This is a genomic window from Oceanihabitans sp. IOP_32 (assembly GCF_009498295.1).
In the GTDB taxonomy this organism is placed as follows: Bacteria; Bacteroidota; Bacteroidia; order Flavobacteriales; family Flavobacteriaceae; genus Wocania; species Wocania indica.
On record NZ_CP040813.1, the window covers coordinates 977675 to 1002082 of the forward strand.

General features: G+C 35.4%; 24 protein-coding genes. 10 read left to right on the forward strand and 14 right to left on the reverse strand.

The features are described from left to right. The first annotated feature begins 17 nt into the window (after positions 1-17). Positions 18-830 (forward strand): mechanosensitive ion channel family protein, encoded by an 813-nt coding sequence (locus FEZ18_RS04120; RefSeq protein ID WP_153267150.1) that lies wholly within the window; start codon positions 18-20, stop codon positions 828-830. On the opposite strand, the gene tsaB is transcribed toward FEZ18_RS04120, so the two are convergent. The 14 genes from tsaB to cyoE all read right to left on the reverse strand — a co-directional run bounded on the left by tsaB (position 827) and on the right by cyoE (position 13310). Beyond that, positions 827-1504, reverse strand: coding sequence for a tRNA (adenosine(37)-N6)-threonylcarbamoyltransferase complex dimerization subunit type 1 TsaB (gene tsaB, locus FEZ18_RS04125; protein WP_153267151.1), 678 nt, complete (start codon positions 1502-1504; stop codon positions 827-829). The genes FEZ18_RS04120 and tsaB overlap by 4 nt on opposite strands. A gap of 93 nt (positions 1505-1597) precedes the next feature. Continuing rightward, the gene (locus FEZ18_RS04130) at positions 1598-2971 is read right to left on the reverse strand and encodes a TolC family protein (protein ID WP_194269515.1); all 1374 of its coding nucleotides are present in this window, start codon (positions 2969-2971) and stop codon (positions 1598-1600) included. Next, positions 2961-4073, reverse strand: a complete 1113-nt coding sequence (locus FEZ18_RS04135) for an efflux RND transporter periplasmic adaptor subunit (RefSeq protein ID WP_153267153.1) — start codon at positions 4071-4073, stop codon at positions 2961-2963. The genes FEZ18_RS04130 and FEZ18_RS04135 overlap by 11 nt, the downstream gene beginning before the upstream one ends. An 89-nt stretch (positions 4074-4162) precedes the next feature. Then, the gene (locus FEZ18_RS04140) at positions 4163-5407 is read right to left on the reverse strand and encodes an ABC transporter permease (RefSeq protein WP_153267154.1); all 1245 of its coding nucleotides are present in this window, start codon (positions 5405-5407) and stop codon (positions 4163-4165) included. Between the two features lie 2 nt (positions 5408-5409). Continuing rightward, positions 5410-6639, reverse strand: coding sequence for an ABC transporter permease (locus FEZ18_RS04145; RefSeq protein ID WP_153267155.1), 1230 nt, complete (start codon positions 6637-6639; stop codon positions 5410-5412). After that, a complete protein-coding gene (locus FEZ18_RS04150; RefSeq protein WP_153267156.1) occupies positions 6632-7333 on the reverse strand; it encodes an ABC transporter ATP-binding protein in 702 nt (233 codons plus the stop codon). Before FEZ18_RS04150 ends, FEZ18_RS04145 begins: the two co-directional genes overlap by 8 nt. Before the next feature lie 19 nt (positions 7334-7352). Then, entirely contained in the window at positions 7353-7640 is a 288-nt protein-coding gene (locus FEZ18_RS14630) for a hypothetical protein (protein ID WP_228122847.1), read from the reverse strand. 257 nt (positions 7641-7897) lie between these two features. Then, positions 7898-8434, reverse strand: coding sequence for a DUF420 domain-containing protein (locus tag FEZ18_RS04160; RefSeq protein ID WP_153267157.1), 537 nt, complete (start codon positions 8432-8434; stop codon positions 7898-7900). Between the two features lie 75 nt (positions 8435-8509). After that, entirely contained in the window at positions 8510-9256 is a 747-nt protein-coding gene (locus FEZ18_RS04165) for an SCO family protein (protein WP_153267158.1), read from the reverse strand. A 74-nt stretch (positions 9257-9330) separates the two neighbouring features. Beyond that, positions 9331-10044: a hypothetical protein gene (locus tag FEZ18_RS04170; RefSeq protein ID WP_153267159.1), complete on the reverse strand. Its 714-nt coding sequence runs from the start codon at positions 10042-10044 to the stop codon at positions 9331-9333. 298 nt (positions 10045-10342) lie between these two features. After that, complete coding sequence (locus FEZ18_RS04175) at positions 10343-10726, reverse strand: cytochrome C oxidase subunit IV family protein (RefSeq protein ID WP_153267160.1); 384 nt, start codon at positions 10724-10726, stop codon at positions 10343-10345. Positions 10727-10749: 23 nt separating this feature from the next. Further along, positions 10750-11727: a cytochrome c oxidase subunit 3 gene (locus FEZ18_RS04180; RefSeq protein ID WP_153267161.1), complete on the reverse strand. Its 978-nt coding sequence runs from the start codon at positions 11725-11727 to the stop codon at positions 10750-10752. A 132-nt stretch (positions 11728-11859) separates the two neighbouring features. Next, positions 11860-12441, reverse strand: a complete 582-nt coding sequence (locus FEZ18_RS04185; RefSeq protein ID WP_153267162.1) for a heme-copper oxidase subunit III — start codon at positions 12439-12441, stop codon at positions 11860-11862. A gap of 2 nt (positions 12442-12443) precedes the next feature. After that, positions 12444-13310, reverse strand: coding sequence for a heme o synthase (gene cyoE / locus FEZ18_RS04190; RefSeq protein ID WP_153267163.1), 867 nt, complete (start codon positions 13308-13310; stop codon positions 12444-12446). Positions 13311-13936: 626 nt separating this feature from the next. On the opposite strand from cyoE, the gene FEZ18_RS04195 reads away from it, so the two are divergent. From FEZ18_RS04195 to FEZ18_RS04230, 9 genes are all read left to right on the forward strand, one after another. Continuing rightward, positions 13937-14419, forward strand: coding sequence for a MarR family transcriptional regulator (locus FEZ18_RS04195; RefSeq protein ID WP_153267164.1), 483 nt, complete (start codon positions 13937-13939; stop codon positions 14417-14419). Between the two features lie 15 nt (positions 14420-14434). Next, positions 14435-14755 (forward strand): biotin/lipoyl-binding protein, encoded by a 321-nt coding sequence (locus FEZ18_RS14900; protein WP_317164451.1) that lies wholly within the window; start codon positions 14435-14437, stop codon positions 14753-14755. Further along, positions 14715-15575 carry an efflux RND transporter periplasmic adaptor subunit gene (locus tag FEZ18_RS04200; protein ID WP_317164452.1) on the forward strand — a complete coding sequence of 287 codons (861 nt, stop codon included), beginning with the start codon at positions 14715-14717 and terminating at the stop codon, positions 15573-15575. The genes FEZ18_RS14900 and FEZ18_RS04200 overlap by 41 nt, the downstream gene beginning before the upstream one ends. Before the next feature lie 199 nt (positions 15576-15774). Beyond that, positions 15775-18927 carry an efflux RND transporter permease subunit gene (locus FEZ18_RS04205; protein WP_153267165.1) on the forward strand — a complete coding sequence of 1051 codons (3153 nt, stop codon included), beginning with the start codon at positions 15775-15777 and terminating at the stop codon, positions 18925-18927. Between the two features lie 25 nt (positions 18928-18952). Further along, complete coding sequence (locus FEZ18_RS04210) at positions 18953-20362, forward strand: efflux transporter outer membrane subunit (protein WP_153267166.1); 1410 nt, start codon at positions 18953-18955, stop codon at positions 20360-20362. Positions 20363-20593: 231 nt separating this feature from the next. Next, on the forward strand, positions 20594-21055 hold the full coding sequence (gene msrB / locus FEZ18_RS04215) for a peptide-methionine (R)-S-oxide reductase MsrB (protein ID WP_153269041.1): 462 nt from the start codon (positions 20594-20596) through the stop codon (positions 21053-21055). After that, complete coding sequence (msrA, locus tag FEZ18_RS04220; RefSeq protein ID WP_153267167.1) at positions 21048-21587, forward strand: peptide-methionine (S)-S-oxide reductase MsrA; 540 nt, start codon at positions 21048-21050, stop codon at positions 21585-21587. Before msrB ends, msrA begins: the two co-directional genes overlap by 8 nt. Before the next feature lie 214 nt (positions 21588-21801). Next, a complete protein-coding gene (locus FEZ18_RS04225) occupies positions 21802-23091 on the forward strand; it encodes a DUF2254 domain-containing protein (RefSeq protein WP_153267168.1) in 1290 nt (429 codons plus the stop codon). 279 nt (positions 23092-23370) lie between these two features. Continuing rightward, positions 23371-24390 (forward strand): DUF3365 domain-containing protein, encoded by a 1020-nt coding sequence (locus FEZ18_RS04230; protein ID WP_153267169.1) that lies wholly within the window; start codon positions 23371-23373, stop codon positions 24388-24390. The last annotated feature ends 18 nt before the right edge of the window (positions 24391-24408 follow it).

Consider the following 24408-nt stretch of genomic DNA (forward strand, 5'->3'; position numbering starts at 1 on the left):
TTAAAAACAATAAAAATATGGAATTACAAATGTGGATTGACAAAGGTTTTAATTTAATAACAAGTTTTGGCCCAAAGCTTATTGGTGCTATTCTTATATGGTTTGTTGGATTGTGGTTAATTAAAAAATTATTACATGCTGCGAGAAAATTAATGGAAGTAAGACAGTATGATTTAAGTCTTCAAAAATTTTTAATAAACCTTTTAAACTGGACCTTAAAAATTGTTTTAATAATTGCATTGCTGGGCACTATAGGTGTTGAGACGACATCGTTTGCTGCTATTTTAGCCTCTGCTGGTCTAGCCGTTGGTTTGGCTTTACAGGGGTCTTTAGGCAATTTTGCTGGTGGTGTTTTAATTATGATATTTAGACCTTTTAAAATTGGCGACTATATTGAGGCACAAGGTGAAGCCGGTACAGTTAAACAAATTGAAATATTTACAACAAAGCTAACAACCCCAGATAACAAAGAAATTATTATCCCTAACGGAAGTTTGTCTAATGGCAATATTACAAATTACAGCACCGAAGCCACCAGACGTGTAGATTTCACTTTTGGAGTTGGCTACGACTCGGATATTAAAGAGACTAAAGCTGTTATTTTGGATGTTATTAAGTCGAATCCCGCTATTTTAAGCGATCCGGCACCTGCCGTGAACATTTCAGAATTAGGAGATAGCGCTATAAATTTCTTTACGCGAGTTTGGGTGAAAAAAGAAGATTACTGGGATGTTAATTGGGATATTATTGAGCGCACTAAAGAAGCCTTAGATGCTGCTGGTATCGATATCCCCTACCCTCATCAAGTACAAATACAGCAAAAAGCTTAAGTGTTTTTTGGCTTTAAGGCTACAAAATCTTTTAAATAATAAGGTTCAAAATAAGCGACATCTTCAAAGTCGCTTATTTTGTATTTACTATAAGCTATAGCACTCATTTCGTTTGCCGATGGAAGTTTATCTTCAATAAAAACAGCATTAGAATGACGGATAAGTGCTTTAGTCTTTTCAACACCATTGCCAATAAAGTACACCTTTTGGTGTTCTAAATATTCCGCGAAAGCGTTTTCATCTAAAATCTGTGCTTGAGTATCTCGTATTTGATTAAAACCAGCATTAAAAACAGCCGAATACACTTCCAGCCGTCTGGCATCTAACATGGCAACAACCACACCATCTTTAGCCTGAACCTGATGCGCTAAAGCCTCTAAGGTTGGAACCGAAATTAAGGGTTTGTTTAAGGCAAAACAAAGGCCTTTTGCTGCCGATACCCCAATACGTAATCCAGTATAAGAGCCGGGACCTTTACTTACTGCGATAGCACTTAATTGACTTGAATTTATCTGGCCTTGCTTTAAAACGGCGTCTATGTATAGATGCAGACGCTCTGCATGAGAGTAGTTTGTATCGTAATCTTCTTTTAAAACCAAAGTCTCACCGTTTTTTGAAAGTGAGACCGAACAATTGGTTGTAGCTGTTTCTAAATTTAGAATATATGTATCCATTTATACTTTAAAAATGTAGAGCAATCAAGTTTTACTTAAAATCGAAATAAAAGCCCTTAAAACGTTTGTAAACTATGAAGCCCAAGTTTTATTTTAATCGACTAAAGATTTACCCATGTAAAAATCTAAAACTTTTGTCTTAAAAACAAAATCGTATTTTGCGTTTACTAAAGACGATTGTGCATTGATAAATTGTAATCTAGCTTGCTCGAGATCGAAAGCTGTTATGTTTCCAATATCAAAACGTTCTTTCGAGTTGTTAAAGGAAAGTTCTTGAGAATCTAAAGATTTATTAGCAGCAATGTAGGCCTTTAGAGCCGCTTGAGCATCGGTATAGGCACGTTGTATATTGGCTTCTAAGTCTAACTTGGCTTGATCTAAGCGCAATTTACTATTGTTTTCCTGAATTTTAGATTTAGCCACCGACGTTTTGTTTTGAAATCGGGAAAAAATAGGAATGGCAATATTAAGATTAAAACTATGCCCTTTATTATCGTTTATTTGATCGAGAAAAGCCGCTTCGTTGTCCACTAAATTTGAATAAAATGCATTGGTACCAAAACCATAACCTAAAGACACATTTGGCATATAACCACTTTTAGAAATTTTAGTATTTAATTGGGCATTTTCGATGTTTTTCTCGGCAATTATAATCTCACTTCTATTTTCTAAGGCAAAATTTAAAATTGGTTTAGCATCTTTATACATTAGTGCTTCAGAGGGCGCGCTAACATCAATAATCTCGACATCAAAACCATCAAAAGGCACTTGTAACAACTGGGACAATGTAAGTAGCGACAATTCGAAATTATTTTCGGCAATAGTAACTTGTTGCGCATCTCGGCTTAGGGTGGCTTCGGCATCAAAAATATTAGCTTTAGGCTGCACGCCGGCATCGACTAATGCCTTTACTTGTGTGAGCTGTTTTTTACTAAACTCGTACTGCGATTTTGCGATTTCTAAATTCTCTCTATTGAATAAAACGTTTAAATAGGAGTTAACAACATTTAAAGAAATATCGTCTTTAATACGTGTTAACTCTAAATTATTAATCTCTTGATTTAAGTGCGACTGCTTGTATAGATTTAAAGTTCTAAACCCATTAAAAACACTCTGCGAAACATTAACACCTAAACTTGTAGAATGGCTTGTTCGATCTGCAAATATCCCTTGAGCTACCAAGCTGGTTCCAATGTTAAGGCCTTGAGAGGCATTTGCACTAACAGATGGTAAAAACTGCCCTTTAGCGGCTCTAATATCTTGCTCACCTGTAAGCAACGCATTTTCGGTTTGCTTAATAGATATGTTGTTCTCGAGTGCATGTGCAACAGCCTCTTGTAGCGTCCATTTTTTATCTTGAGCAAAGGTCGATACGGTTAATAATGCACTAAAAACTAAAACGACTTTTTTAATCTTTACCAAGCTTCTAAAACCTGGTAAAACACTAGAGCTACTATTAATCATCATCTTCATTGTCTTTTGATGCTTTATTCCACACTTTAACTTTATCATTTTCTTCAACACCTTCAGTAATTTCTACGTTTATACCATCGGATAACCCCAGTGTAACATTACTTTTTTCAAATTTACCATCTTCTTTTAGTATTTCTACAAAAGGCTCTTCGGTTATTCTATTGTACTGCAATAGCGCTTCTCTAATTGCTAAAACACTATCTTTACTTTCAATATCAATTTCGGCATTAGCACTGTAACCTGCTCTAATGTTCACATTGGGTTCGATGTCGACATCGGCCTTTATAGTAAATTGTACAGCGCCACTTTCTTCTTGACCTTTAGGTGCTACAAACGTAAGTTTTGCAGGAAATACCTTGTCGTTAATAGCGCCCAGTAATACTCTAATTTCTTTACCTTCTTCAAGTTTACCAACTTCGGCCTCGTCTACTTTGCCTTCAAAAATCATAACACTCATATCTGCAATAGTAGCAATGGTTGTACCCGCATTAAAATTGTTACTTTCTATAACTTGATCGCCTTCGCGAACCGGGATTTCTAAAATAGTCCCTGGTATTTGAGCCACAATATTAGTATTTGCTGAGCTTCCGCCAGAGATTGAGCCCCGTTTTATAATTTGATAATCGTTTTGTGCTTGCCTTAAGGCCTCTTTGGATTGATTAAATGAAAGCTCACTATTTTCGATATCTTGCTGGGAGATAACGCCTTTTTCAAAAAGCGCTTTATTTCTTTCATATAAAATTTTAGAATTATCGAACGACAGTTTAGAGGAAGATATTCTACTTTTTGCGCTTACCAGACTTTGCTCGTTAGGAACCACTCTAATTTTAGCAATTAGGTCGCCTTTTTTAACAATATCGCCTTCCTCAACCAGTATTTCATCGACTATGCCAGAGATTTGAGGTTTTAACTCAATTTCTTCTTCGGGATTTAATTTACCAGTAGCCACCGCTTTTGTGTTAATTGAGGTGTAAAAAGGGGACTCTGTTTTGTATTCTATCACACCTTTTGAGTTAGCATCTCTAAAGTATTTTAAAACGAATGCTAGTGCTATAATAGCAACGATTACAAAAATAATTTTTACTGTTTTTTTCATATGGAATTCTTATTGTTTCAATGTCTTAAAAAGGCCGTTCTATTTTGGGGAATCAATATTTCTTAAATTAACACCTATTTTTTGCTTGTTTACTCTTCTCGTAAGGCATCTATTGGTTTAACACTTGTGGCTTTAAACGCCGGAATTAATCCTATTAAAGTACCCAAAACTACTAAAATTATTAAAGCTATAAATACCACAGCTATGGATACAGATGCGTTTACTATGGTGGCATCTGGACCTTGACCAAAGGCGGCATCTAAGGCTATTAAAATCCATCCGCCCGAGATAATCCCGAATAAACCAGCAACAAGGGTTAAAAATACAGCCTCGACCACAATTTGCCTTTTTATTTCGAATGGTGTTGCTCCTAAAGCACGCCGTACACCAATTTCTTTGGTGCGTTCTTTTACGGTAATTAATAAAATATTACCAATAGCAAAAACCCCAGCAATTAAAGTTGCAATACCTACAAACCATGTTAAAAACTGCATACCTGTTAAAAAACCCGTGATTTTAGCAAACTCATTACCCAAATTAAAGCTACCAAAAGCGCGTTTATCGTTAGGATGAATGCTGTTTAAGTTTTTGAGTAGGAGCTTCGCGTCCTCTTCAATTTGTTTGATGTCGAACTCGGGTTTACCAGTTATCATCATCCAGCCAATTTGGTTCCCTTGATTGTATATTTGCTGAAAAGTGGTAAAGGGGATATGAATATCGGAGGTTGGCCCCATGTTTACATTTCCGTTTTCAAACATACCAACAACCATAAAATTTATATTGTTAATTTGTATGTATTCACCAATAACCTCTTCGTCTTTATCAAAGAGTTGTTTGTAGATTTCTTCTGAAATGACAACGGTTTTTTTGTTATCATCAATATCATTTTGGTTAATAAAACGGCCGTGAATTAATTTCTTCTTCTGAACTTTATCTAATAAGGGATAATCGCCATTAACACTAAAGTTACCAGAGAGGAATTTTCTAACCACTTGGGCTTGGGTTTGATTTCTAGGTACTACAAACTCTATTCCGTTAACATTTTGCTCGACTTTTTTAGCATCAGTCAAGGTTAATTGCACCTGTTTTCCTTCTTGAAAGCCTTTAAAGGGCTTACTAGTACTTTGCCCCCAAACAAAAACACTGTTGGTTGCAAAACTTCCAAATAATCTATTAAAAGAGTTTTCTAAACCTTTTGCAGAGCCCAACAAGCCTATTAGCAGTAAAATACCCCACCATACACCAACCATAGTAAGTATAGACCTAAGCTTATTTTTACTAAAGCTGTCGTACACTTCTTGCCAGGTGTCTCTTGCGAATAAAAATTTAAACATAATTAATCGTTTCTTAATGCTACAATAGGTTTTATTTGTGATGCTTTTTTTGCTGGTAAATATCCTGCAATAGCACCCGCTGTAATTAAGGTAAGTGTTGCTCCAATTACAAGACTATTGCTTACGCTGGGGTTTTTTATAAAATAGGTTTCTAAACTAGGGCCAACGAGTTCTAAAACTCCAACTCCTAATATTAACCCCACATAACCCGCTATGGCTGTTATTAAAATAGACTCTAATAAAATGATGGCGACTATAGATCTTGGCGACGCACCTAAAGCTTTACGAATACCAATTTCTTTTGTGCGCTCTTTTACAATAAAAATCATGATATTACTCACCCCAACCACACCGGCTATTAAGGTTCCAAAACCAATGACCAAAATGATTACAGTTAATCCACCAGTCATAGCATCAATTTGCTTTGATCCCTCGGCCATATTACGAACTCTAATGGCACGCTGATCACTACTAGCCACAGAGAAACGGTCCTTTAACTTTCTAGTTAATAAACTGCTAAATGCCAAAGCTTGATTATAATTCATCTCTGGATTATAAGTGAGGTTTATTTGGTCTATATAATCGTTATTGCCATATAAATGCTGTGCGGTTGTTATAGGCATATACACTATGCGCTCTTCATTATCGTTGCCATCGTCTGTGAAAATTCCAACAACTTTGTATTGTATCCCGTCCAGATTTATATATTTACCTAAGGCTGTAGTTTTTAAAAACAGGTCTTCTTCTACCAAACGACCAATTATAACGACTTTAGTCCTATTTTTTAAATCGTTTTGATTGATGTATCGTCCTTCTTTTATCTGTGTTTTTTCTAAAAACTGATGATCGGGATGAACCGCTCTTAAGCTGTAACTGTTTTGTTCGTTTCGAAAAGAGGCCTGGACGTTTCTGTACAGTCTCGCGGTTATAAATTCCACTTTATCGCCAAAGTCGTCTTTTATATACTCTAAATCTTCGTTTTTAAATTGAATTTGTCTTCCAGCTTGCAAGCCTTTATGGGCTTTAGTAGTTTGGCCAGAACGTATAAATATGGAGTTTGTAGCATCATCAGCAAAAGCCTCTTGAAATGTGTTTTGCAATCCGTTAGCTATACCAAAAAGAATGGTAAATAACAATATAGCAAAGGCCACAGTAAAGCCAGACAACAAGCTTCTGACTCTGTTTTTATTAATACTCTGAAATATTTCGCGCCAAAGGTCTATATCAAACATACTGTTCTGCCCTTACCTGTTCAACTTTTTTATCTTCCATGATGACCCCATCGCGCAATCTTACAATACGTTTACACATGTTTGCAATATCTTCTTCATGGGTTACCATTAGTATGGTTTTACCTTCGTCGTTTAATTGTTGGATAAAGGCCATAATCTCATACGAAGTCGTGGTATCTAAAGCACCCGTAGGCTCATCGGCTAATAATAATTTAGGGTTTGCTGCCAAAGCCCTCGCAATGGCGACACGTTGTTTTTGCCCTCCAGATAACTCTTTTGGTAAATGATGCGACCAATCTGCTAAACCCACTTTTCCTAAATGAAACATGCCTAGCTCCAAACGTTGTTTACGTTTCATACCTTGATAATACAGGGGAAGCGCCACATTTTCGATTGCTGTTTTGTAATTGATGAGATTAAAGGATTGAAAGATAAATCCTAAAAACTTGTTTCTGTAAACGGCTGCTTTTTTCTCGGTAAGGTCTTTTATTGGCAATCCATCTAGTATGTACTCACCTTCGTCGGCCTCATCTAGCATCCCAATAATATTGAGTAATGTAGATTTTCCAGATCCTGAAGAGCCCATTATGGCAACCATTTCGCCTTCGTCAACATTGAGGTCTATACCTTTTAATACATGCAAACTAGAATCGCCTATAGGATAGGATTTATGAAGCTGACTAATTTTTAACATACGCTTTTATAAGTTTAGGTTAGCTGTACTGCTTTTTAATTAGACTAAGTTCGCAAAGAAATGTTACAAATTTGTAAAAAAACTTAGTTATTTTTTTAAAGTACTGTATTTTCTGTATATAAAATACCCCCATGCCCGCAACTAAAATATAAGGAATGGCCATTAAGTAAACAATACCATCGTTAATACTTTGAGCCGTGGCCTGGCCTTCTTCACTTTCTAAAACGGCGCGACACATAGCACACTGTGCACTTGTTTTAAGAACAAAGAAAAGCGAAAAAAGGATAAAAACTATTTTGTGTTTCATGACTTTAAGTTTCAATTAACACCTTTTGCTAATTACAACAAAGTTAGTTAAAAGAATGCTTTTAGGCTAGAAGATTGTTCCAAAATTGACTGTAAAGATAGTACGAAGGTCTTGCCTTAGCTTTATTATTAAAACAATCAAAACCCATGTTTTTTTTTAATTAGCCAGAAACAAATTGTTTTTAAGCTGTTCGCTTTAATCTAGATATTTACCTAAGCGTAATGCTTGATTGTAGGATTAATTGCAAGACCCCAAGGCTATGTATAGTAAGGCGAAATCATAATATAAACAACAACTCCCGATACGGCCACATAAAGCCATAGCGGAAAGGTGATTTTTGCTATTTTTTTATGTTTCTCAAAATTATTGGTAATAGCTCTTACATAAGTAATTAATACAAATGGAATTACCGCAACCGACAATATAATATGCGTTAACAATATAAAATAATAGATGTATTTTATTGTACCCTCGCCTCCAAATTTTGTAGAATCGCTAGTCATGTGATAAGCCACATACATAAGTAAAAAAAGCACTGAACACGCGATGGCGATTTTCATCAAATTCTCGTGTAGCTTAATGTTTTTGTTTTTAATCGCAATAACACCCATCACTAAAATAATAGCTGTTATCGCATTAATGGTAGCGTAAATGGGTGGTAAAAAACTTAAAGGTTCTACATTCGGGATTTTAACGCTAAACAAAGCCGCGACCACAATAGGTATAATAATAGATAGTACAACTATAATTTTATTGTATTTGGTGGCGTCTAAAATAGGTTTCTCATTATTCATTGGGCTTTAAAATTTAAAATGGGGCTTATGCCATTGTTTAAAAAAATCGTCTGGTGTAGCAGTTTTTTAGGGATATTACTCGCTTAATAATTTTTTAATATCGGCCTTTAGTGCACTTATTTGTTCTTCTGCGCCATCTTCATCGAATTTCTCTTCTATAGAGGCGATACCGCGGTAATAAATTATAGGGTTTCCAAACTTGTCGATTCTAGAGCGGATAAAACCATTTTTGTCAATTAAAGCAAAATTACCTGAATGCTCGAAACCTCCCGCTGCCTCTTCATTTTCGCCAGTGTATAAATTAAAGCCTTCATTTGCTAATTTGTAAATAGTCTCTTGGTCGCCAGTTAAAAAGTGCCAGTTAGGGTTTGTTACACCGTATTGGTCTGCATAATCCTTAAGAACTTCTGGCGTATCGTACTTGGGGTTTATAGTGAATGATGCCAAGCCAAAATCTTCAAAACCTTCAAAGGTATTTTGGATATGAACCAGATTGGCATTCATTCGCGGACAAATGGTTGGACAGGTTGAAAAGAAAAATTCTATCACATAAACCATACCCTCGTAATCTTTATTAGTTATGGTTTTTCCGTGTTGATTTGTAAATGAAAACTCGGGCACTTTTTTTGCCTCACCATTAATTTCTATAAAAACTAAATTGGAAGTTGATGTTTTATTACCAACCGCAAAATCGCTTCTACTTTCTTGGCGTATCACATCGTTATTAGTAATTCTATCTATTATTTTGGGTACAAAAATAATCCCAAATACAAGGATAATAAATGCTATCCCAATGTATGAATAATTTGTTTTTTTGCTCATATCTTTTTTTTAAACAGTTGTTAGTCGTTTGTGAGTTATTGGCTTTAATTGACCTAAACACTTGTACTTTAACGTTAATTTACTGCGTTTAAATCGCTTGCTCTTCTGGCCTCCGAATCGAATTCGCCTTTACGCCTTTGGCGATATTCTGTAAATAAAATCCTTAAATCGTCACTCATTTTATTTTTAATTTCAGCAACTTCAATACCATCGTAGGCGTACAATCCGTAAACCGGCTTATCCTTTTCAATCTCTTTATCGGTTCTATCGTCTAATCTGCCGCGTTGGCTTAAATCCTTATCGATAATAAACACGTGGTTCGAGGACAAATCATCGTTAAGATCGGTTTTAGAAGCTAAACTAAAAAACAAACGCTGAATTTTATTAGGCTCGGCAAAAACAAAGTGCCAAAAACGTAAATCTTCGTAAGATGCTATTTCTCTTTTTAATTCTTTAACCGCGTCCTCGGTACCAATTGGGGCTACTATAACCACTTGAAACCGCTTAAACCCTTTAAATTTATCGTAAACCAATTCTTTTAAATTAGAGGTTGAGATAAGATTATCTAAGGGGGCATTACCAACAAAACCGAGCACGGTTATATGGTTTTTTAAAACGATAGTTTCGCCAGAATCTGAAGAAAACCCATCTAAATCCATCACAGTTTCGTTCACCACATCTAAAGGCTCGTAATGGTGTGTTGCAGGATACAAAAACAATAAAAATGTTACGGGAAGGAAGAATAAAACTCCTAAAACAATATAACGGGTAATCTTCTTAAAATTCATAACAATTTTAATTTTTTTTGTGAAAAAATCTAATACCAATTTAGTTTTGAAATGTCGTATTATTAATTTGAATTATTTTTTGTCCAGATGAGATATAAAATCAAAGCATAGCCTGAGTTATGGTTTTATTTTATACCGAAATATGGGCGAAAAAGAAACGAATTATATGCGGCATGACATGGCTAATTTGGTATAACCTACAAAGGTGTTTACAAAAATAAAAAAAGACGGTTTAAAAACCGCCGTTATCTTCTTAATTAACACTTTAATTATCCCAGTGTAAATTTAAATATACTGGTTAAAAATCACTTTTGATAAACCCATCTTGCAGTACATTAAAAATATACCCACCATCTTGAAGAATAATAAAAATTATATACAAAATTAAAAAGGTTGTACCAAAAACAACAACTCGTCTCAAGCCTCTTGCTTCATCCCGCATGTGCATAAAATCCCATGTGATATAGTAGGCTTTCACAATAGTTAAAATAATAAATATCCAGTTTAAAAGGCTCATCCCCATAAAACTAGTCATTAATACAGTGGGCTTAAATATCCCTAGAATTACTTCTACGGCTGTTACTAAAGACAACAGAATTAATACGCCCCATATTTTCTGTTTATTAGATTTAAATTTTATTAAACCTCTAAATATTTCCAATTTATGTGCTTCTTCAGCCATATCTAAAACTAATTATCTAAAAATTATACCAAGTAGAAAAATGTAAATACAAACACCCATACCAAATCTACAAAGTGCCAATACAAACCAACTTTTTCAACCATCTCATAACTATTTCTACGCTCGTAGGTTCCAATGACCACGTTAAAAAATATTATGATATTTAAAATCACACCCGCCGTTACGTGAAACCCATGAAAACCCGTAATAAAGAAGAAGTAATTTGCAAATACTGTAGGTCCGTATTCGTTTTGAATGAGATTTGCGCCTTCCACCACATTTTTGCCTTTGGTTTTTAATTCTGTTAAAGAGGCACTTCTCGACAATACGGTTTTGTGACCGTTTTCATCCTTATAGGTTGTTTTTACCAGTAGATTTGGATTGGCTTCAAAACCACTAATCACTTCACCAAGAGTAAAACTTGGCAATGGTTTCTCATCCTTAAACCAAACCCCTATATTACTTTCATGCCGGGTACGACTGCTAGGTTCTGCTATAGCAAAATCTTTTAGAGCCACACGTTCACCATCGGTATTTACAAACTGTATAATATTTCCACCATGGGTTCCAACAGCGCCATACTCCCCTTTTATAAAAGTTGTCCATTCGTAGGCTTGAGCACTTAAAAAAATAAAACCACCCAGAATAGTTAAAAACATATACAAGGTCGTTTTGGCCTTATCCATTCTATGTCCAGCGTCTACAGCTAAAACCATAGTTACAGAAGACATAATTAATATAAAGGTCATAATGGCCACAAAAATCATGGGGTAATTACCATGAATAAAAGGAACATGTGTAAAGACATCATCTGCAATAGGCCAAATTTCAGCATACTTAAATCTTGAAAATCCGTAGGCTGCTAAAAACCCAGAGAACGTTAAGGCGTCTGAGGCAATAAAAAACCACATCATTAGTTTACCATAACTAGCTTTTAGAGGTTTATTACCCCCTCCCCAAGTTTTTTCTTCTGCTCCAGTATTGGCAACGGCATTACTCATATATTAGTTATTTTTAGTTTAACAAAAATAATCATTTTATTTATTTTTTTAATTAAACGCATTTAAAAACCCGAATTAGCAGACAAAAATTTAACGAAAAGCCAAACAAACAGGTGTTTTTGCAATTAACAGTTATTTAACAAAATACAAAAACAAAAATAGATATACCCAGAGTATATCTATAAAATGCCAGAAAGTTGCTGCTAATTCGAAGCCTAACATTTTATCTGGACTATACTTTTGTTTAAATTGATTATAAATAACAACCAATAAACAAATCAAACCAACCGCAACGTGCAAAATATGTACTACAGCTATTAAATAGATGTAAGACATGGTAATATTACTTGTTGGCCCTGTAAAATTATAGCCCAAATCTATAATTTGTTGAAACCCTTTAAATTGAAAAACAATAAAAGCAACACCCAGTGCCAATGTTGCCAGCAACCACGTTGTGGTGGCTCTTGTGTTTCCAGCCTTTAAAGCTTTTTTGGCTAAAATAAATGCACCACTACTAACTACAATAATAACTGTACTTATTATAAAGGCATTGGGCAATTTAAAATCGCTAATCCAATCTGGTCTGGAGCTACTCACCACAAAAGCACTTGTCCAGCCTGCAAACGACATAATAAGCGATACGATACCAAACCAAAGCATCATCTTTTTTGCTCTGTTATTTTTCTCCTCTAAAGTCCCTTGTGTTAAATCCATGATTATCTAATAAATTTGTCAATTACATATACTATTTGCACCAATGTTATATAAGTTACACTAACTAGCATAAGTTGTTTCGCTGCTTTCTCGGTCATTAATTTAAACAAACGAATAGCGTAATACAACATCCATAAGCCTAAAACAAATACAATAATAGCCGATATAATAGATAATTGCAACGCTCCTGTAAATCCAAATACTGGAATTACAGAAATAATGAGTGTCCAAATCGTGTACATCACAACTTGTACCGCGGTGCCTTTATCCTGCTTTCCCGTAGGCAGCATAAAAAAGCCTCCTTTTTTATAATCTTCAAACAAAAACCAACCTATAGCCCAAAAATGAGGAAATTGCCAAAAAAACTGTAAGGCAAACAAAGTTCCGGGTTCTATCCCAAAATTATCTGTAGCCGCCACCCAACCCAACATAAATGGAATGGCACCAGGAATAGCACCAACAAATACGGCTAACGGTGTTTTCGTTTTTAAAGGCGTATAAACACAAGTGTATAAAAATATGGATATCGCACCAAACATGGCCGTTTTCTTGTTGATACTGTACAAAATAATAACCCCGAGTAAAGTAAAAACTGATGCAATTATAAAGGCAGTGTTCACCGACATTCGACCTGTAGGAATGGGTCTATTTTTAGTCCGGCTCATTAAAACATCTAAATCTTTTTCAATAATTTGATTAAAAGCGTTTGACGCCCCAACCATAAAAAAGCCGCCAAAAGCTAACAAAACAAGTGTTTTAAGATCTAAAGTTTCCGCTCCTAATAAATACCCAGCAAGCGATGAAAACACCACGCTTAATGCCAACCGAATTTTAGTGATTTCTTTAAAATCTGAAATTGCTGTAGGCATTGTTAAAGAAGATTTTGAGTAACTCAATGATTGTTTTCTTGGGCGTTATTTAAAAGCTATACAAATATACTTTAATAAAGCATTTCAAGCAATGCTTTTTAGTTCTAAAATTTTTTCGAAAACTAAAAACAAGAATTGTAGCTCATCATTTTCGAAAACTTTAAGGGTTTTACAAAAGGAATCATTAATGTCCGACAAAAGACATAAGACCGCTTCGCTAATAGACATAAGAACCAAGACTTGATTCTAACTAACTGATAAACAGAAGTACTTTAAATTAACAAAATAGTTCCTTTAAATCTTAATAATTATTTCAAATAAGCAAGGTGACATTTTAAAAAACGTGCAAAGTTCTTAATTTTAAAAGGATTGACAGCATTTTAATATTTTTAATCGGACACTAGTGAAAAGGAGTCAAAAAAAAATCTGACAACGGCATGCATCCCGCATCTATATACCAAAACATTTATAAGGTAACAACATGTTAAAACAAAGCTTACAGGGGTTATATCATCATAAAAAAACCACCTTTAACAAATGCTTAACACGTTATGGTTCGGTACGTACCGAAGTGATCGTATATTTGCATATTCAACTTCATAATAATACTTACAATACATAAAAAAATGCAACTATCTCAAAAGAAAAAAGAACTCATAGAAGAGGTAGGCATATATTTGGAGGAACGCGCCAATCTTTCGCCTTTGGCTTCAAGAATATATGCTCTACTTATTTTATCGTGTCATGAAGGCTTGAGTTTTGATGCCATTGTTAAAGGTATGCAAGCGAGCAAAAGCTCCATATCTAGCAACATAAATGTACTATTGCAACTGGGCTATATAGAGTTTTACACAAGACATGGCGACAGAAAGCGCTATTTCAGAACATCAGATTCCTACCTAAAAAATACTTTAGAGCAACAGGCTCATCTTTTAAAAAAATCACTTAAAATCATTGCTAAAATAAATCACTTTAATGAGCATTTTAATTCTGAAAAGTTTAAAAAAGAGCAAACCATTAGCAATTTATATGAAACTCTTTTAAAAGACCAATTAACCAAAATAAATGAGACTTTAATCGATTTTAAAAAAATAAAAAACCAAGCCTAAAAATTTCATATCAACATGAATACCATATCAAAAAACTTTATCCCTTTACTATTACTTCTTGTTATAACTGCTTGCGGAAACGACGAAGCATCTTCAAATACAACTAACCAACCAAGCGCAATGGCCTTGCCAGTAGTAAATGTGCCCACAAAAACCGTAACCACATATAAAGCCTATCCCGCACGAATTGAAGGTGTTGTTAACAGCGAAGTACGTGCTAAAATATCGGGATACATTACAGATGTTTTAGTAGACGAAGGCCAAAAGGTACGTAAAGGACAAACCTTATTTAGAATTGAAACAAACGATGAACCAAGATGCTGCTGCTGCTGCTAAAGCGAATGTAAGCGCTGCCCAGGTGGAAGTAAACAAACTAAAACCTTTGGTGGAAAAAAACATAATTAGCTCGGTACAATTAGAAACGGCAAAAGCCAAATTACAACAAACACAAAGTGCGTACAACAGTATGGTTTCTAACATTAGCTATGGCACCATAAAAAGTCCAGTAAATGGCTATGTTGGTGAGATTCGATTGAGAAAAGGAGCTTTGGTAAGTCCTTCTAACCAGATGCCTTTAACGACTGTTTCAGACATCAGTAATGTTTACGCATACTTTTCAATGAACGAAAGTGCATACCTCGATTTCCTAGAAAATGCAAAAGGAACTTCAAAGGAAGAAAAAATTAAAAACCTTGCCGAAGTTACTTTAATTCTTGCCAATGGAAGCGAATACGCCTCTAAAGGCAAAATTGAAACAATAAACTCACAAATTAACAGACAAACAGGAACGATAGCCTTCAGAGCACAATTCGATAACTCTAACGGGATTTTAAATAACGGCAGTAGCGGGATCATAAAAGTTCCAACCGTTTATAAAGATGTTTTGGTGATACCGCAATCGGCAACCTTCGAAAACCAGAATAGCAGATACGTTTACACTGTAAAAAAAGATTCCAGTCATAGTGCCGTAGCGCATTCTAAAGCTATTTCCATAAAAGATCAAAGCGGCAATCTATTTATTATTAATGGGGGCTTAAAAAAGGAAGAAACCATAGTAGTTTCTGGCATCGGTAAATTGCGAGATGGCGTGCCTATCTTACCTCAACAAACAGATTTTGACAGCATCACTAGACCTATAAAAACAGAATTTAAATAAACACTAAACACCTGTATTTAAATCATTTAAACCTATGGTATCGTCTTACATTGGATTTTAAAAAAAAATAGAGTTATCCTATATCTTTAAGAGCAAATGAAGTTCCACTTCATGTCCAACCACGCTAATATCCATTGTGTGCTGTACAATACCAAATCTTTAACAACATAAAAGTTAGAACTAAATAACGTAAGGAATCATGTTAAAAACATTTATAACCAGGCCTGTGCTTTCTACAGTAATCTCAATAATTATAGTCATATTGGGTTTATTAGGTTTAAAGGCACTACCGGTAACACAATATCCCGACATTGCACCCCCAACCATTCAAGTTTCGGCTACCTATCCAGGAGCCACCGCAGAAACTGTTTTAGAAAGTGTAATAATTCCTATTGAAGAGCAAATTAATGGTGTAGAGGGAATGACCTACATTAAGTCTACAGCAACTAACAATGGTACAGCCAATATTACCGTGTTTTTTGATCAAGACGTAAATCCAGATATCGCAGCTGTAAACGTTCAAAATAGTGTAGCTCGTGCTACTCCTCTTTTACCGCAAGCAGTTAGGCAAACGGGCGTACTCACCCAAAAACAGCAAACGAGTGCTTTAATGTTTATAAGTTTTTTTAGCACAAATCCAGCGTATAATGACACCTACATTCAAAATTATTTAAACATCAATGTTGTTCCTGCATTTCAGCGTGTAAATGGTGTTGGTAACGTGAACGTTTTTGGTGCTAAAACCTATGCCATGCGCGTTTGGATAAAACCTGAAAAACTAGCTGCTTATGGGTTAGCACCCGCAGACATTAGCGCAGCAATAAACGAGCAAAGTCAGGAAGTTGGCGCTGGTACCTTAGGTGAAAATAATGCCGAAGCCTTCTCTTATGTCATAACCTATCAGGGGCGTTATAACAACCAAGAACAATACGAAAACATCATCCTCAAGTCTTTGGGTAATGGCGAATTTTTAAGATTAAAAGATGTTGCAGATATCGAGCTCGATGCACAGTCTTACGCAGCGAGTGCCAACACCAACGGAAATCCCAGTGTTGCGGTAGGTGTTTTTCAAACAAAAGGCTCTAACGCTCAAGCTATTATTGATGAAGTTAAATTAGAACTCGAAACACTATCAAAAGACTTCCCTGAGGGTGTGGAGTACCTTATTCCGTACGATACAAACGAATTTTTAAATGCCTCGGTAGATAAAGTTACAAGAACATTAATTGAAGCTTTTATACTTGTTTTTATTGTGGTTTTTATCTTTTTACAAGACTTTAGATCTACTTTAATTCCAGCCATAGCTGTTCCTGTATCCATTATTGGTACGTTTTTCTTCTTGAATCTATTTGGATACTCCATTAACTTACTAACCCTATTTGCCCTTCTGCTAGCCATTGGTATTGTGGTAGATGATGCTATTGTTGTAGTTGAAGCTGTACATGCTAAAATTGACGACGGTGCAAAGAACATAGAAAAAGCAACGATAACAACTATGAATGAAATCTCCGGAGCTATTGTATCGATTACTTTAGTTATGGTTGCCGTTTTTGTGCCCGTTACTTTTATTACTGGGCCAACCGGTGTATTTTACGAACAATTTGGTGTTACTTTAATTGTAGCCATCATTATATCGGCAGTAAACGCTTTAACGTTAAGTCCGGCCCTTTGTGTCCTATTTTTAAAACCACACGCTAACGAGGAAGATCTGGAAGGACAATCGGGAAAAAAGAAAACCCTATTACAACGTTTTTATATTGCTTTTAATAGAGGGTTTAACGCGATGACCAACAAATACGGTAACTCGTTAGCATTTTTATATAAACACAAATGGATTAATGTCCTTATTCTTATCGCTGCCGCTGTTGGAATTTGGTACGCCTCTTCGACCACGCCAACAGGATTTGTGCCAGACGAAGACAGAGGTTTAATTTTTGCGAACGTAGAATTACCACCAGGAGCATCTATAGACAGAACCGCCGAAGTAAACCGTGTTCTACGCCAGAAAATAAAACAGATTGAAGGCATTGAAGCCGTCACGCTAATTAATGGCCGAAGCTTAATTAGTGGTGCTGGAAACAACTATGGCTTAGGATTTATTAAACTAAAAAATTGGAGTGAACGCACTACAGAGGCTACCTCCTCGAAAGCCATTATTGGAAAATTATTTGGCATGGCGACTACCATTCCAGAGGCCAATATTATTTTCTTCTCACCTCCTAGTATTCCAGGGTTTGGAAACTCGGCTGGTATAGAGTTAAATTTATTAGATCGTTCTGGAGGTGATTTTAATGATTTAGACCGTGTTAATCGCGAATTTATTACTAAACTAAATCAGCGCCCAGAATTTCAATACGCCAATTCTTCTTTTAGCACCCAATATCCGCAATATAAATTAGACATCAATGTCCCGTTGGCAAAAGAATACGGCGTGAATATTAACAGCATTTTTAACACCATGCAAGGCTATATTGGAAGTATTTATGCGGCCGATTTTTCTCGATTTGGCAAACAGTATAGAGTTTACATTCAAGCAAAACCAGCAGACCGAGCTAATAAACAAGATTTAAATAATCTTTATGTTAAAACAGGATCTGGAGACATGGCACCTATTACGCAATTTGTAAGTTTAAAACGTGACTTTGGTCCGCAATCTGTAACACGTTTTAACTTGTTTAATTCAACCTCTATTACTGGTGCTTTAAACGCTGGATTTAGTACTGGAGATGGTATCGCCGCTGTTGAGGAGGTTGCTGCATCTTTGCCTAATAATTTTAGCGTGGCCTATTCAGGCTTAACCCGTGAAGAGCTCGCAGCTGGCGATCAAACCACCATGATTTTACTTCTTGTCATTGTATTTGTTTACTTCTTACTAGCAGCGCAGTATGAAAGCTATTTAATTCCGTTTGCTGTATTATTTTCACTACCCGTGGGCATATTTGGTGCTTTTATAATAACTAAACTCGCAGGCTTAGAAAACAACATTTATTTCCAAATAGCACTCATCATGTTAATTGGTTTATTGGCTAAAAACGCCATTCTTATTGTGGAGTTTGCCATGCAACGACGACGACAAGGAGAAAGTATTTTCGATGCTGGAGTGCATGGAGCGAAAGCACGTTTACGCCCTATTTTAATGACTTCTTTAGCGTTTATATTCGGTTTAACCCCTCTTGTTATTGCCACAGGAGTAGGATCTGAAGGTAACAGAGCTATTGGCACCGGTGCTGTTGGCGGCTTATTAGTAGGTACCGTTGTGGGTGTTTTTGTAATACCTATTCTATACATGCTCTTCCAATGGCTGCATGAAAAAATAAGTTCTAAACCTATAGTTAAAATTGAAGAAGCCTAAGCATCAATATAAAAAGTTTAAAGACATGAAAAAAACAGTTATAACATTCAGTTTAGTCATCTTTACCTTGCTCACGCTTCAATCGTGCTTAGTTGCAAAAGATTACGAGCAAGCAGAATTATCAGAACTCCGTATAGACGATTCTAAATTTAGAACCGACAATATTCAGCAAGACAGTTTAAGCCTTGCAGACGTTTCTTGGAAAAACCTATTTACAGACCCGAATCTCACTCAACTTATTGAGTTAGGCTTAGAGAAGAATATAGATATCCGCGTTGCTTTACAACAAATTATTGCGGCCGAGGCTTATTTTAAACAAGGAAAAGCAGGATATTATCCAACACTTTCTGCCAACGCAACATACACCCATCAAGAATTGTCTAAAAACAGTAGGTTTGGCTCTGCATTTGGTAGTGCGCTAGACCAATATGAATTAACGGGAGCTCTATCTTGGGAAGCCGATGTATGGGGAAAAATAAGAAGTAACAAACGTGCGTATAACGCCAAATATCTACAAACTATTGCCGCTCATAAAGCCGTAAAAACACGTTTAATCGCCAATATCGCTTCCGTATATTATCAATTAGTTGCTGTAGATGAACAAATTAAAATCACAAAACAAACCATTAGCACAAGAGTAACGGGTCTAGAAACTACCAAGGCCTTAAAAAAAGCAGGGAACGTTACCGAAGTTGGCGTAAAACAAACCGAAGCACAACTTTATACTGCACAAGCCATTTTGATCGATCTAAAACAGCAATCGCATATTTTGGAAAACACCTTATCCATCCTTTTAGGAAGTATGCCACAAGAGATAAAACGATCGACTTTAGAAAAGCAAAATATCTCAACCAATTTAGTACTAGGCACACCAGCACAACTATTAAGCAACAGACCAGATGTCGTTGCAGCCGAGCTTAATTTACGACATGCTTTTGAATTAACTAATGTAGCAAGGAGCAACTTTTATCCGGCTTTAACCTTAACTGCAAATGGTGGTTTTCAAAGTTTAGAGCTAGATGATTTATTTAACACCAATTCTATATTCGCAAATATTATCGGTGGTCTTACCCAGCCTATTTTTAACGGTCGTAAAATAAAAACACAATACAAGGTGTCTCAGGCACAACAAGAACAAGCGCGTTTAAATTTTATACAATCGTTATTGGTTGCTTCTAAAGAAGTATCCGACGCTATGTTTGCCTTTAAATCAGCTTCAGAAAAAATAAAAATTAAGCAAAAGGAATTTGAGGCTTATAATCTGGCGACCGAATATTCTGAAGAGCTATTAGATAATGGTTTAGCAAATTACTTGGAAGTATTACGAGCCGAAGAAAACGCTCTCAATTCAAGTTTAGATCTAGTAAATGCTAAAAACAACCAATTACAATCTGTTGTCGATTTATATCAAGCCCTTGGAGGCGGTTGGAAATAAAACAACGAGTTAAATAAGGAGAAAAAGCCTGAACAGTAAATCGCTGTTCAGGCTTTTTTTGCTAATTAATTTTAATCTAACCACATCAATTAAGAATTTCAATGTAAAGAAAACACAAAAGATTCAAAAACTCTAACCTCAAACGACTGGTTTTAGTCACTATGTTATTTAATGACGGAAAAAACGACTATATTTATACTTAAAAAATAAGACTTTAAAAGACACTTTATGATGTTAACATGGAAAGATATTATTAATTTTACGGTAAACGGAAACCCCAGCCCAGACAAACGTGTCGAGAAATCTGATGCAGAATGGGAGTCGGCATTAACCCCAGAACAATTCAGAATTACACGATTAAAAGGCACAGAGCGACCGCATACTGGAGCACTTTGTAGCACACACGATGCAGGCAAATACAATTGCGTGTGCTGTAACGCGCCCTTATTCGATTCTACCATTAAGTTTAGTTCGAGTTCTGGCTGGCCAAGTTTTACACAGCCCATCAAAGAAAACGCTATTAAATACGAAAAAGACACGACACTTGGTATGGTACGCGTAGAGGTTATGTGTAATACCTGCGATGCCCACTTAGGACATGTTTTTCCAGACGGTCCAGAACCAAGTGGTTTACGTTACTGTATAAATTCTGAATCGATGAAACTCATAAAAGAAAATGCCATTAATGACTAATAAAAATTTACAAATAGCCACACTTGGAGGTGGCTGCTTTTGGTGTACAGAGGCCGTTTTTCAAGAACTAAAAGGTGTAGAAAAAGTGGTGTCTGGTTACGCTGGAGGAAGCGTTCCAGGGCGACCAACATACCGCGAAATATGTTCGGGTTTAACAGGACATGCCGAGGTGGTGCAAATAACCTTCGATGCCAATACCATATCTTACAAAGAGCTTTTATTTGTTTTTATGACCACACACAATCCCACTACGCTCAATAGGCAAGGCGCAGATGTTGGTACACAATATCGCTCGGTTATTTTTTATCACAACAAAGCTCAAAAAGAAATTGCAGAAAGCGTTATTAAAGACGTTTCGGCATCTTACGAAGATCCAATTGTTACCGAGATATCTCCGTTAGAGGTGTTTTATGAAGCCGAAAAAGAACATCAAAATTACTATAGGAATAACAAAAAACAAGGATATTGCAGTTTTGTAATTACACCCAAATTAGCAAAACTTAGAGCGTTGCATGCTAATAAATTGAAGTAAATTATTTAATTAACAGCATATGGCGAGAGTCGTCCTAAAAAAAGTTTTAAAAATACATTAAGCTCGCAATAGCTTTTAAACTAAAAAATTGACCTTGTCATTAAAACTAAACGCAAAGCCCAATAAACCCATAACAATTTTTAGATCACTATTTTTTTTTAAGCCTTTTAGCTGAGTTAAATTGATATACAACATGATTTAATTTCTTTATAACATGAGATATTACCTCAACATTTTTTTAAACTACATTATAAAACTAGAAAGCAAAATCGCATTCTACCCAACCATAATGGGGCTTGGTGGAGTAGTTTTTGCTTTTTTAATGTATTATATTGAAGGTCTTGGCATCTCTTCTTATTTAACCAAAAACACCCCTCTACTCGTTGTAAAAGACACCGAGACGGCAAGAAACGTATTAACTACTGTTATTGCCGGCCTCATATCGATCATGGTATTTAGCTTTTCTCTGGTGATGATTTTACTAAATCAGGCCTCTAGCAATTTTTCGCCTCGAGTGCTTCCCGGTTTAATTTCTAACAGAAGGCACCAAATTATACTGGGTATTTATTTGTCCTCGATTTTATACAGCATTTTCACACTTATAGTCATACAATCTGCCGGAAAAGCGTATCAGCTTCCTGGTTTTTCGGTATTACTGGCCATTGTTTTTATGACGGTTTGTTTAGGTGCTTTTATTTACTTTATTCATTCCATTTCTCAAGCCATTCAAGTAAATAATATTATAGATAAAATATTTTCAAAAGCCATAAACCGCTTAGAAAATCTTATTGAAAAGGAAGAAAATTATGAGATTGGTTTTCCAGACACTTCAAACTGGCAAGTTTTAAAATCTACAAAATCAGGTTATTTTCAAAATCTGAGTTTAAATAACTTAATCGATTTAACCAAACAAAATGAGTGTAGGTTTGAAATTACACCAATAAAAGGAAGTTATGTTATAAAAGGAACCCCAATTATAAAATACGACAAAGATTTAGATGAAGAATCAAGGTCGCAAATACAAGCCTCATTCTTCTTTTCAAAAAGCGAATTGATCGAAGATAATTACGCACTTGCATTTAAACAAATAACCGAAATTGCTATAAAAGCCATGTCGCCAGGAATTAACGACCCAGGAACCGCCATTAATGCGATTGATTATTTAACCGATTTATTCTTACTTAGAATGAACAAAAAAGATACGAGCTATTATTTAAACGAAGGCCAGCCCGTAATTAACATTAAAACCCTTAGTTTTTCAGAATTACTCTATAACGTAATGGCAGCCTTACGCACCTATTGTAAACACGATATTACTATGGTAATCAAACTATTTATAATGCTTCGGCATTTACTACATAGCGATGAGAAGTATATCGATTCTTACAGAGACTCCATAATACACGAAATTAACAACCTTCATGAAGATGCTATAAAAAACATCTCAAACAAAACAGATTTAAATCGTATAGAATTGCTGTACAATGATTTAATTAATACATAATCTCACTCGGTATCTAAAGCTACAAACAGAAGTTTCACCATTCAATTTATTCGATAAGCTAAAACTATATACCCTATGTAACTCATGTTACGACAAATTTTATTATTAAATTATATTTTTGAACAAATGACCGAGTATGGATTTTTTAGAAATTTATGATCTAAAAAAGTGGTTTCATAGAGTATTGGAAAGTATAAATATCCTTTAAGATTATCAGGAATTAGAAACACGCAACTCTTAACAACACAGGTTTAACAGAAATTAAAAGCATTTTATAAAATGAAAAAAACGATCTTATTATTGCTAGTCTTATCATTGGTTTTTAGCTGTAAAGACTCAAAAAAAACAAATTATGTTTCTGTAGAAAAGCCTGAGAACGGTCAAGAACATCCAGGAAAAAAGTTAATGGAAATTAATTGTTATGTGTGCCACAGCCCTACAGCTAGCCAAGAAGATCGAATAGGACCACCAATGATAGGCATAAAAAGACATTACATTACTGATAATACTACAAAAAGTGAATTTATTGAAGCCATGCAAGCTTGGATTAAAAACCCAAATAATAAAGATGCTAAAATGCGCGGAGCCGTTTTGCGCTTTGGAGTGATGCCTAAAGCCCCTTATCCCGAAGAAACCATAAGACAAATAGCAGATTATATGTTTGATTATGAGATTGAGCAACCCGACTGGTTTGAAGATCATTTTCACGATGAGAACGGAAATCATAACGGGCAACGTGGTCAAGGTAAAAGACAACGCAAACGACAAGGAAAAGGAGTTCATAAAAATGAAGTGCAAGCCAACTTTGAACATTTACCGTATGGCGAACGTGGGTTAAAATACGCTTTAACCACCAAAGCCGTGTTAGGCAAAAACCTTATGGGAACCATTCAGAAAAAAGGAATCACAGAGGCTTTATCGTTTTGTCATGAACAAGCTTATCCGCTAACAGATAGCATGGCTACAGTGCACAATGCCACCATTAAGCGTGTCTCAGACAAGCCAAGAAACCCTAACAATCAAGCCAACACCGAAGAATTAAAACACATTAAAACATTTAAAAATAGTATTGCAAATAAACAGGAACCAAGTCCCATTGTAAAGGAGCAAGCTAATAAAGTACAAGTGTTTTATCCCATAACTACAAATAACATGTGCTTAAATTGCCACGGAAAACCCAATGAAACTATGGAAAGTTCTATAGTTTCTAAAATAAAAGTCCTGTATCCAAAAGATAAAGCTATTCACTACGGTGTTAATGAGGTAAGAGGTATTTGGAGCATTACTTTTGATAAATAAATTGCTTAAATTAAGTAA